Below are 9,841 nucleotides of genomic sequence, written 5' to 3'. Positions count from 1 at the left end.
GTAAAAAAACTTGCTCACTTCCTTGCTTTTTAACACAGTATCTCCTGTATTACCCGACCACCTCAGGCCTATCCAATTCACCATAGCGAGAAGCCTTCTCATGCACCGCGCCCCTTATTAAAGCCTCTTCGGGATAACCCCAACTACTTTTTGCTGGATAGCTGGCAATGGTTGACATTGATTCATTTTTGATTTGCTTTAACGATTTTGGAAAAAGTCTTACGACCAGCTTGATATCATCCCTGTCAATTGTGAGTGGAGCAATATAGCCCCAATCTGTTCGCTCAATATTTGCTGCAGCATTTCTAGAAATGTACTCAGGTAATTCTCTTTCCAAATGCTTAATTATTTTTTTGCCACTTGGCTGCTGAATACTCTTGACCTTTAATTTTTCTATAATCAGCCAATAACCAGGAATAATTAGTTTTGATAAAGCATCATAAATGGTATTAATCCTCTTATAGAATGCTGCTTCAGCCTCAGATGCATCTGCTACTTCTTTCGCTTCGATGTAAAAGCTCAGTTCTCCTTTCTCTGCGAGGAAATCCGGAGCTTTTAAAGTGCTTTGTATTTGAGGATGAGGCGTGAGTGTGAATCCTTGCTTTGTGAATAATTGATAAATGAATAATTCGAAGAAGGCAGGCGAAAAGGCCTTTCTAAACCTGGATTTGAGTTCACTCTTTTCACTGTCAGGATAATTAGTAAACCACTCATTGATAGTCATTCTGACTTTAGCAAACTCGGGTTTTGCATTTCTGTCGTAGAAATCGAACAGGTCATCAAGATGACTTGCGAAATTCAAGTCTGTGCGCTCTTTGTCTTCAAAAATCTTGTCAGTTTCCATAGACTGAATCCCTGTAATTTCTAGTTGGTTGAAGCAAATGTCTGGAGAAATAGATATTGGGCCTAACTCCCCCGAATTTCATTCTTGATGTGCTCCACGAACTGGGCGAATTCGGGTTCGGCTTCCACGTTTTCGTGCCAGGCGAGGCCCATTTCGGCCAGGTTGTATTGGTGCTGGGGGCTGATAGTGGCGCCCGGCACGAGGGCCCCGGCCGCGTCGTGCTCGTAGCCGAGGAGCCAGAGGCGGTCGGCCAGGGCGGTGGTGGTCACGATATCGTGCGAGATGATGATGACGGTGTTTAGCTCGTCCATGGTCGTCACTTCGACGATTATTTGTTTCAGCTCGTCAATCATCGCCACGTCGAGGCCGGAGAAGGGCTCATCGAGCAGGATGAGGTGGTCGGAGCAGAGCAGCTGCTGGGCGATGGCCGCCCGCTGGCGCTGCCCGCCCGAGAGGTGGGCCGGATACTTTTTGCGGTGCGGCGCGAGGCAGAACCGCTCCAGGTAGGCGTCGACGTGCTGGCGTGCCTCGGCCGGGGCGTATTTGCGCTCGGCAGCCACCAGCAGGTTATCGAGTAGCGTGCGGTGGTCGAACAGCGGGTAGCGCTGCTGCACGAAGCCCACCATGCCGGGCGCCACGGCCTGCTGGGCCAGACCCACTTCCACGGTGCCGGCCGTGGGGGCGATGAGGCCCGCCATGATGCGGCACAGCACCGACTTGCCGATGCCCGAGCGGCCGTAGAAGCCCACGACCTGGCCCTGGTTCATGCCGGGGCGCGTCACGTCTAGGACCTGGGCGTTGATGTCGCGCAGGACGGGCTCGTTGTGGAAGGACATCGACACGTTTTGCAGGGTGAGGATGGGGGATTCGTAAGCGTAAGTGTGGGCAGTCATGGCGGATGAGTAGCGCGGACTCTGCGAGTCCGCGCGTGAAAGGGGGAAAAGGCTTGATGGTTTATTCGCGGACTCACAGAGTCCACGGTGCATTCAGGCGGTCCCCAGGCTTGAATAAGGGAAAAACACGCGCCGCAGCAGCACAAACACGTAGTCCTGCGCTGCGCCCGTCGCCAGAATCACCAGCTGAATGGCCAATACGCCATCCAGGTGCAGATACCGGTTTTGCTTATACAGCAGCAGGCCGATGCCGCCCTCGGACTGATACAGCGTTTCGACCAGCGTAATCATGGTCCAGATGATGGCGAAGTTCTGACGCACCACTTCGAGCATTTCATCCAATTTGCCCAGCACCACTACCTCGTAGAAGCTGCGCCACTCGCCCATGCCCAAAGTGCGGGCGTGGTCCATTTCCTCCTGCGTGGTGGTCAGAATCACGCTCGTCATGCCCGTAACCAGGTACACCGTGGCCCCGAAAATCAGCACCGAGAGCTTCACCTGGTGGCCTGAGCTGACCATCAAAGCCATGAAAAAGGTGAGGCCGGTGAGGGTGAGGTAGCGCATCTTGGAGGCCGCGTAGGCAATGGGCCGGAAGAACGGCAGCGCCGTGAGGTACGAGATGCCCAGCGCCAGCACCGTGGCCACGGCCAGGGCTTGCAGCGCCGTGGTCATACTGGCCCACAGCTCCTGGATGAGGCCCTGCGTGGTGATAAGGTCACCGAGCGAACGAACGACTTCGCCCAGGCTCGGGAACAGCTGCATGGGGTAAAACAGCCACAGCAGCAGTAACAGAGCCACTTGCGCCACTACCATGGTGGTGAACACGAGGCGGCGCGGCTGGGCGTTGGGGGAGAATAGAGTTTTCATTTTGAGAGAGACAAAAAAAGGCCGTCATGCTGAGCGGAGTCGAAGCATCTCTACCGCCTCGTTGTGCCAGTATTGATTACTACTGAGGTAGAGATGCTTCGACTCCGCTCAGCATGACGGCCTTTTAGTTCAGCAGTCAGAAGGCATTAATTGCCCAGTATCACCTCCACGCGGCGGTTTTTGGCTTTGCCGACTGGGGTGGTGTTGCTGGCCACGGGCTCGCTGGCGCCGTGGGCGTACACCTGCACGCGGCCGTCGGGGAAGGCGCTGCGGCTTTTGGTTTCGAGCCAGCGCTGCACGGCCATGGCGCGGTCTTCACTCAGCTGCTGGTTGGCTTGCGGGTCGCCGGCGTTGTCGGTGTGGCCGTGCACGGCTACTTTGAGGCGGCCGGCCACCACTAGGTCATCGAACAGCTGCTTCAGCTCCTTTTCCGCCAAGGGTGTGAAGCTGCTCCGGCCGCTGTTGAACTCGATGTTCCAGGCCCGCTTGCTCACGCTTTGGCGGATTTCATCGCCGGCGGCAAACTGCTGGGTTTCGGCCGGGGCCACGGCTTTGCCTTTGTACTGCTGCTGAAGCTGCTTCAGGGGCGCGAGGTCCAGCATTTCGGTGAGGGGCACGTAGCTGGGCAGCTCTTTGGGGTAGAGCTTGCTTTGCACGTCGCCGAAGGTTTTGTACACGGCGGCGTAGATGTTGGTGCCGCCTTCGTCGAGGCCGAACAGGCTCAGGTTGTCGCTGAAGTTGAAGGCTTTGCTGCCGCCCAGCTCCACCACGTCGCCGTTGCGGTCGGCCTCGCTCACGCCCTTGTAGTACTTCAGCCAGTACGCGCCGGGTTTGTCCTGGTCGCCGTACACGGCCGCCGAGATATCGGCGGCGCGGGCCAGGGCTGCAGGGTGCGATTTCACCTGGTCGCCGGCTACGGCCAGGGCCGTCATCAGGCCCAGCACCTCCTTGGGGTGGGCATCATACCAGCGCTTGGTAGTCACCATAATGTTGGGCATCTGGTTCGAGTAGTCCTTGGTGCTCACGATGTTGACGAGGCCGCCGCGCTGCTTGGCGATATTCACGTCGCCGGGGGTCCAGGTGGCCACGGCATCGGCCACCACGTCTACTTTCACGCCGGTGTTCTTGCCGGCTACCACTTTGGTGCGGGCTTCGGGCTTGCCGAGGATGTACTTTTCGGCAGCCACCAGGAAGTCGCTGGCGGCCATGAAGTTCACGGCTTCGGGGTCGTAGGTGGTTTCGTCGGGGTTGACTTTCAGGCCGTTGTCGGCGCACCATTTCAGGGCGATGTTCTGGTCGCCGTCGCGCAGGTAGCAGGCCACCGTTTTACCCAGGGCCAGCTTGGGGTTATCGAGCCACTCTTTCGGGCCCATCAGCTTGTCTTCGCCGAAGCTCTTGCCCATGCTGTAGGGGATGATTTGCAACTGCGTGCCGGCCTTTTTGAGCTGCGTCTGCACCGCCGAGAAGCCGGGCAGGCCGTCGCCCATAATGCTCACAATCAAGCCTGGCGTTTCGGGGTTGGCGGCCAGGTCGACGGCGTTTTTCACCAAATCGGCCTGCATCTTGCTTACATCGTCCTGCCGCACTATCTGCAGGTCGAGGCCGTTGGCGGCCATGCTGGAGCCCATGGTGCTGCGGGGGCCGCCGTTGGCCAGCATACCGGCCATCTGGCTGTTCCAGGCCATTACTTCCCACACCACGGGCGTACCCTTGTCGGCTGGGGCGGTGCCGGGCATGGGGGCCAGCGGTACCACGATGTTGGCCCGGTTGCCGCCGGTGGTGGCGGGCAGCTCAATCGAGTTGAGCAGCACCGACTGCGTGTCGGCTTTTTTAAATACGGCCCCGCTGGAAACCAGCTTGTTGATGCCGAAGTACAGGACGGCCACCAGAATGAGGCCAATGAGAATTTTACCGCGAGTTGTCATGGGAGTAGTACCGCGGACTCTGTGAGTCCGCGAGGGGGTTAAAATGTTGGTTAAAAAGAAGTTGGGCAGTGGCCTTTCGCGGGCTCCTGAGCGGCGCGGTGCCAGTCGGCCGCGGCATTCGCGGACTCGCAGAGTCCACGGTACTGACCACGGCCCAGGCCAGCAAAAAGCTAATCAAGCAGGCTAGAATAGGCATCGTCGGAGGCTTTTTTGGTGGCGAGAATACTTTGCTGGGCTTGCGGCTTTTCGTTGAGTACGGCGTTGAAATCGCCCTTCTGGTACTTCTCCAGCAGGCGCTGGCCCTTCTCGCTCATCACGCCGTTCTGAATGTCCATTTCCTTCACGAACTCTTGCGAGTAGCGCATGGCCTGCTTGATTTGGCCGAGCTGCTGGGCCATGTCCTGGGCCACGCGGTCGGTGGCCAGGTCGAAGAAGTACTTCTTGTCGGGGTCGCCGCGCAGGATGTTCATGGCGGCGCGCATGCCCGAGCTGGTGCGCTTCACCAGCTGGTACTCGTCCTTGAGCAGGCCCACTTTGAACTTGCTGCCGTCAATCTGGCGCAGGGCGGCTTTCAGAATCTGGCGCATCACTACCGTCACGTTGGCCGTGGTGGTGGCCATGGGCTGCAGGCGGCGGTTGTAGTCTTCGAGCTGGGCCGCGCGCGAGGCGTAGGCTTCGGCGGCATCTTTCTCACCCTGGCGGGTGGCCGAATCGGCCAGGGCCAGGTACTCCTTCATCTGGGCGGTGTTGTCAGTCAGCTTGCGTTTCACCAGCTCGTGCGCGCCTTCGATGTGGCCGACTTCGGCGTCCATCTTGCGGGCTTCCTTCTCGGTGTTCAAGATGTAGTCCTCCATGATGCCGATGGGGTCGGTGTTGACGAACAGGCCCGCCATGGTGCGCAAAATGCGCTGCCCGGCGTACCACAGCCCGGCGTGAATGCGCTTGTTCGTGACCAGTAAAAACAGCATGAACAGCCCGCCCAGGCCAATGCCCAGCTTCACGGTGTCGAACACCATGTCGACGAGAAAGGGCAGGATGCGGCCCCAGAAATAGACCGCCGTGCCGGCCAAGCCAGCCAGTACGAGCCAGCCGGCCACTTTTTCGGGCTGCTGCCACTTGGGCAGCTCCGTGTCGGAATTAAGAGACATCAAGGTTTTCATGGGCGTAGGGTTTTGGAAATAGTTAGCGGGTAGGAGTGGGGGCCAGGAATGATTGGGCTGCCTGGCGGTGCGCCTGCAGCTCGGCGGCCGCAGCGGCGTTGGCCAGCTCGTAGGATGCCAGTGCGCCCTGCGTTTTCTGGCGCTCGGCCTGGGCTTGCTGCTGGATGTCGCGCAACTGCTGGCTCTTCGTTGTCAACTGCCCGGTGAGGGCGGCCACGTCGGCCTGCAGCTGGCTTTCCTGCTTTTGCAGCTGCACCAGCGGGCTAGTTGGGCCTTGCGGGTTGGCGCTTTCGCCCAGCTTCTCGCGGTGGCGCTGCAGCACCTGGGCGCGGTCGTCGGTCAGCTTCTGGGCCAGGGCATCGGCCGAGGCCAGCAGGGCGGGCTGGTCCACGCCGGTGAGGGCCGCGAAGGCATTGAAGGCCGTTTGGTAGAGCAGCGGACCGGTGAGGCCGCTGCCGGCCATGCTGGCCACCATTTTGGTGTATGCCCCGAAATCTTTGCCGTCGCCGGCTAGCAGCTTGGCAATGTGTTCGAGGTGGCGCGGCTCGGTCTGGGTGATGTGCGGGGCCGCAGGGGCGGTGGGCGTCAGGCCCGGCGCGGGGGCGGCGTCGGGAGCGGCAGCCGCCTCGTCTTCTTCAATGAAGAAGCCTTTGGCGGCTTTGGTAAGGTTATCGAGAATGGCCATGGCAGCGGGTGTTTGGTGACGGATACCCAATGCCAATACCAGTGCCGATTCGGCAGTTATTAATGCTTAATGCATATAGTTATTTGATTGATAGCACATTAATAAAAAATCCCCGCCTGGCACAAGGCCGGGCGAGGATGGGTTTTTTTCAGAATGGAAAGGGTGATTTCCCAAATTAGTAAGGGAAAAGCGTTGGCCGTCAACCTGACCCCCTGACCCCCTCTCCCGTGGAGAGGGGACACCGGCTCTGTTCATGCTGTGAAATCGTCCGGCTCCCCCTCTCCACGGGAGAGGGGGCCGGGGGGTGAGGTGACCGTCAGGGGGTGAGGTTATTCCGTCGCCACCTCCCGTGGCATCGTCCGTAATAGCCACTGAAACAGCCGTTCGGCATCGGCTTTATGAAATAGCTCGGTGCCAAAATTCATGGTGGCGGCCGTGCCGCAGGCCACGCCCATGCGCACGGCCTCGCGCACGGGCCAGCCCTGGCAGAGCGCGAACACCATACCGGCCACCATGCTGTCGCCGGCTCCCACGGTGCTGTGTTTTTTCACGGCGGGGGCCGATATGTGTTCCACCACATCGCGGGTGACGAGGCAGGCTCCGGCCGCGCCCAGCGACACCACCACGATTTCGCACTTGCCCCGCGCGATGATGGCCTGCGCGGCGGCGGTGGCGGATTCACTGTCCAGTGCCTCTACGCCGGCCAGCTTGCTCAGCTCGCCCAGGTTTGGTTTGATGAGGTAGGCGCCTTCTTCCACGGCGCAGCGCAGGGCTTCGTCGGAGGTGTCAATTACCAGTTTGGCCCCGGCCTGGCGGGCCCAGCGGGCGATTTCACCCATGAATTCGGGCGGTACACCTTGCGGCAGACTGCCGCTGGCCACCAGCACATCGGGCACGGGACTGAGGGCGGCCAGGGTGGCGAGCACCTGCGCCTGCTCGGTGGCGGTGAGGGTGGTGCCGGGCATGCCGAAGCGGTATTGCTGGTTGCTGGCGGCCTCTACCACGGTGAAGTTTTCACGGGTCCAGTCGGCCGTGGGCACGGGGCAGCAGGCGATGCCCTCGCGGGCCACCAACTGTTGCAGCGCTTCGCCGGGCGGGCCGCCGGCCGTGAACACGGCTTGCGCATCGAGGCCCAGCCGCTGCAGGCCCCGCGCTACGTTGATGCCGCCGCCGCCGGGCTCCACCTTGGGCGGGTCGCACTTTAGTTTTTGCTCGGGTACTAGTTTGGGCACGGACGTACTTTTGTCGATGGCCGGGTTCAGGGTGAGGGTAACGACGGTTTTCATGGATGGTATCAGGGAAGGGAGCGAATGTAGAGACGCACTATTTTGCGGTTCGTCGTTGAACGTTCGGAGCCGCACCGCCAGATGTACTCGTTCAACGACGAGATGCAAAATAGTGCGTCTCTACTCCGATAGTTGCACCAAAATCATTGCCGAATTGCCGGACAGCTGCACGCCACTGGTTACTTCCAGCACGTCGAGGCCGTCTTCGTTGAGCTGGTCGCCGCGCAACACTACTTTATACGTTCCACGAGGCAAGGAAACCCCAGTAGCCGAGCGGCTCCCATTGAAGAGGACGATGATGTTGCCCCAGGCATCGCCGCCAGCGTTGTTTTTCAATTGATAGGCAATAGCGCCCGGCCGTGTGGGCAGGAACTCAAGATGCTGCCGAATGAGCTCGGCCGACGGCAAGCGGAAGGCGGGATGGGTGCGGCGCAGGGCGATGAGCCGCCGGTAAAAATCATAGACCGACGCGTACTTTGCCTTGCGGCTCCAGTCAATCTGGTTCACGCTGTCGGGCAGGTTGTAGGAGTTGTGCGCGCCGCCCTTGGTGCGCAGAAACTCATCGCCGACCGGCAAAAACGGAATGCCCTGCGAGGTAAATACAATGGTGTTGCTGAGCAAATCCATCTTGATGCGTTCGGCCTCGGTGGTGCCGGGACTGGCCACGGCCAGCTTGTCCCAGAGCACCATATCGTCGTGGCAGGCCACGTAGTTGATGGCCTGGGCCGGTGAGTTGGCCCAGGGCGCTTTCGAGTAATTCACCCTGGTGTAATCAATCTGCGGGTGCTGGGTGGCGGCCACGATGCCAAACTTTACGCTCTCTTCCAGGCCGGGCTGGCCGCTGGCGAAGCCGGGCTCGGTTTGGTGGGCGTAGTGGCCCTTCACGCCGTCGCGCAGCTCGTCGCCGAAAGCTGCGATGCGGTCCAATCGGCCCATATTGGCCTTGAGGGCGCGGCGGGCTTCGGGCAGGGGCGAAGGGCCGGCGGTCCAGCCTTCGCCATACACGAAAATGCTGTGGTCCTGCTGGTCGAGGGCGACGCGTACGGCACGCATGGTTTCGATATCGAGCACGCCCATCAGGTCGAAGCGGAAGCCGTCGGCGTGGTATTCACGGGCCCAGTACGCTACTGATTCCACGATGAGCTTGCGCACCATGGGCCGCTCCGAGGCGATTTCGTTGCCGCAGGCGGTGGCGTTGCTTAGGGTGCCGTCGGGGTTGTGGCGGTAGTAATAACCGGGCACCAGCTGCTCGAAATTGCTGCGGGCGGCATCGGCGGTGTGGTTATACACCACGTCGAGCACCACGCGCAGGCCCGCGCCGTGCAGGTTTTCCACCATCTGCTTGAACTCGCGGATGCGGGCGGCCGGGTCGGCGGCGTTGGTGGCGTAGCTGCCCTCGGGCACCGAGTAGTGGAGCGGGTCGTAGCCCCAGTTGTAGCGGTTGGCGCGGGCGGGCGCGGCTTCGTCGATGGAGGCAAAGTCGTTGGTGGGCAGCAGGTGTACGTGGGTCAGGCCCAGCTCCACCAAGTGGTCGAGGCCGGTGCTTCGCACGCCGCCGGGGCCGCGGGTGCTGGTTTGGGCCAGGCCCAGGTACTTGCCTTTCTCCCGAATGCCCGACTGCGGGTGCATGCTGAGGTCGCGCAGGTGCACTTCGCCAATCACAATGTCGGTGGCTTGCTTTAGGGCCGGGCGCAGGTCCTCGGGCCAGCCGGGGGGCTGCACCAGGGCGGGGTTGAGTACGGCCCCGCGCACCCCGTTGAGGCCCACGGCGTGGGCGTAGGGGTCGGCCACTTCGGCCAGGGCTTTGCCGCCGATGGTGGCCTGCACGGTGTAGAAGCCGGTGGTGCCCGCGGGCAGGGCGTAGGTCCAGGTGCCGCCTTCGGCCTTGGTCATGGCATGGCTGGCAATGGGCGCGCCGCCGGTGCCCACCCCATAAAGGCGTAAGCGCAGGGCCTCGGCGGTGGGGGCCCACACGCGCAGGGTGGCCTGGGGGCCGCGCCAGGTCAGCCCCAAATCCGGCCCGAGGTAGGTGGGATAAGTGGAAAAATCGGGCAGGGGCGGGGCCGCCGGGGTGGGCAGGGGAGCAAGCAGCACAAGCAGCAGCAGAAGCGGGCGAATCATGAGCGCAAAGGTCGGGCGCAATACCGTCATTGCCAGCGGAGCTTAATGTAACGCTGCGCT

8 protein-coding genes are annotated in these 9,841 nt (G+C 60.9%); all 8 read right to left on the bottom strand.

The annotated features are described in order from the left end of the window. Positions 1–49: 49 nt before the first annotated feature. The 8 genes from IEW17_RS11660 to pulA all read right to left on the bottom strand — a co-directional run bounded on the left by IEW17_RS11660 (position 50) and on the right by pulA (position 9,781). Positions 50–844, bottom strand: a complete 795-nt coding sequence (locus IEW17_RS11660; RefSeq protein WP_188562220.1) for a hypothetical protein — start codon at positions 842–844, stop codon at positions 50–52. Between the two features lie 62 nt (positions 845–906). Next, positions 907–1,737: an ATP-binding cassette domain-containing protein gene (locus tag IEW17_RS11655; protein ID WP_188562219.1), complete on the bottom strand. Its 831-nt coding sequence runs from the start codon at positions 1,735–1,737 to the stop codon at positions 907–909. A 93-nt stretch (positions 1,738–1,830) separates the two neighbouring features. Continuing rightward, positions 1,831–2,604, bottom strand: a complete 774-nt coding sequence (locus IEW17_RS11650) for an ABC transporter permease (RefSeq protein WP_188562218.1) — start codon at positions 2,602–2,604, stop codon at positions 1,831–1,833. A gap of 146 nt (positions 2,605–2,750) precedes the next feature. Further along, positions 2,751–4,529, bottom strand: coding sequence for an OmpA family protein (locus tag IEW17_RS11645; protein ID WP_188562217.1), 1,779 nt, complete (start codon positions 4,527–4,529; stop codon positions 2,751–2,753). Positions 4,530–4,699: 170 nt separating this feature from the next. After that, on the bottom strand, positions 4,700–5,689 hold the full coding sequence (locus IEW17_RS11640; protein WP_188562216.1) for a hypothetical protein: 990 nt from the start codon (positions 5,687–5,689) through the stop codon (positions 4,700–4,702). 22 nt (positions 5,690–5,711) lie between these two features. Continuing rightward, complete coding sequence (locus tag IEW17_RS11635; RefSeq protein WP_188562215.1) at positions 5,712–6,374, bottom strand: hypothetical protein; 663 nt, start codon at positions 6,372–6,374, stop codon at positions 5,712–5,714. A 329-nt stretch (positions 6,375–6,703) separates the two neighbouring features. Continuing rightward, positions 6,704–7,660, bottom strand: coding sequence for a 1-phosphofructokinase family hexose kinase (locus IEW17_RS11630; protein WP_188562214.1), 957 nt, complete (start codon positions 7,658–7,660; stop codon positions 6,704–6,706). 120 nt (positions 7,661–7,780) lie between these two features. Then, positions 7,781–9,781: a type I pullulanase gene (pulA, locus tag IEW17_RS11625; protein WP_188562213.1), complete on the bottom strand. Its 2,001-nt coding sequence runs from the start codon at positions 9,779–9,781 to the stop codon at positions 7,781–7,783. Positions 9,782–9,841: the final 60 nt, after the last annotated feature.

Origin of the sequence: Hymenobacter frigidus (genome assembly GCF_014640435.1) — a bacterium.
Classification (GTDB): Bacteria; Bacteroidota; Bacteroidia; order Cytophagales; family Hymenobacteraceae; genus Hymenobacter; species Hymenobacter frigidus.
The sequence above is the reverse complement of the archived record's forward strand: the minus strand, read 5'-3'. Positions and strand labels throughout refer to the sequence as shown.

What these genes read in the sequence shown, in the direction of transcription:
- IEW17_RS11660 (WP_188562220.1), bottom strand. Translation starts at nt 844, where the DNA reads ATGGAAACTGACAAGATTTTTGAAGACAAAGAGCGCACAGACTTGAAT.
- IEW17_RS11650 (WP_188562218.1), bottom strand. Translation starts at nt 2,604, where the DNA reads ATGAAAACTCTATTCTCCCCCAACGCCCAGCCGCGCCGCCTCGTGTTC.
- IEW17_RS11655 (WP_188562219.1), bottom strand. Translation starts at nt 1,737, where the DNA reads ATGACTGCCCACACTTACGCTTACGAATCCCCCATCCTCACCCTGCAA.
- pulA (WP_188562213.1), bottom strand. Translation starts at nt 9,781, where the DNA reads ATGATTCGCCCGCTTCTGCTGCTGCTTGTGCTGCTTGCTCCCCTGCCC.
- IEW17_RS11630 (WP_188562214.1), bottom strand. Translation starts at nt 7,660, where the DNA reads ATGAAAACCGTCGTTACCCTCACCCTGAACCCGGCCATCGACAAAAGT.
- IEW17_RS11640 (WP_188562216.1), bottom strand. Translation starts at nt 5,689, where the DNA reads ATGAAAACCTTGATGTCTCTTAATTCCGACACGGAGCTGCCCAAGTGG.
- IEW17_RS11635 (WP_188562215.1), bottom strand. Translation starts at nt 6,374, where the DNA reads ATGGCCATTCTCGATAACCTTACCAAAGCCGCCAAAGGCTTCTTCATT.
- IEW17_RS11645 (WP_188562217.1), bottom strand. Translation starts at nt 4,529, where the DNA reads ATGACAACTCGCGGTAAAATTCTCATTGGCCTCATTCTGGTGGCCGTC.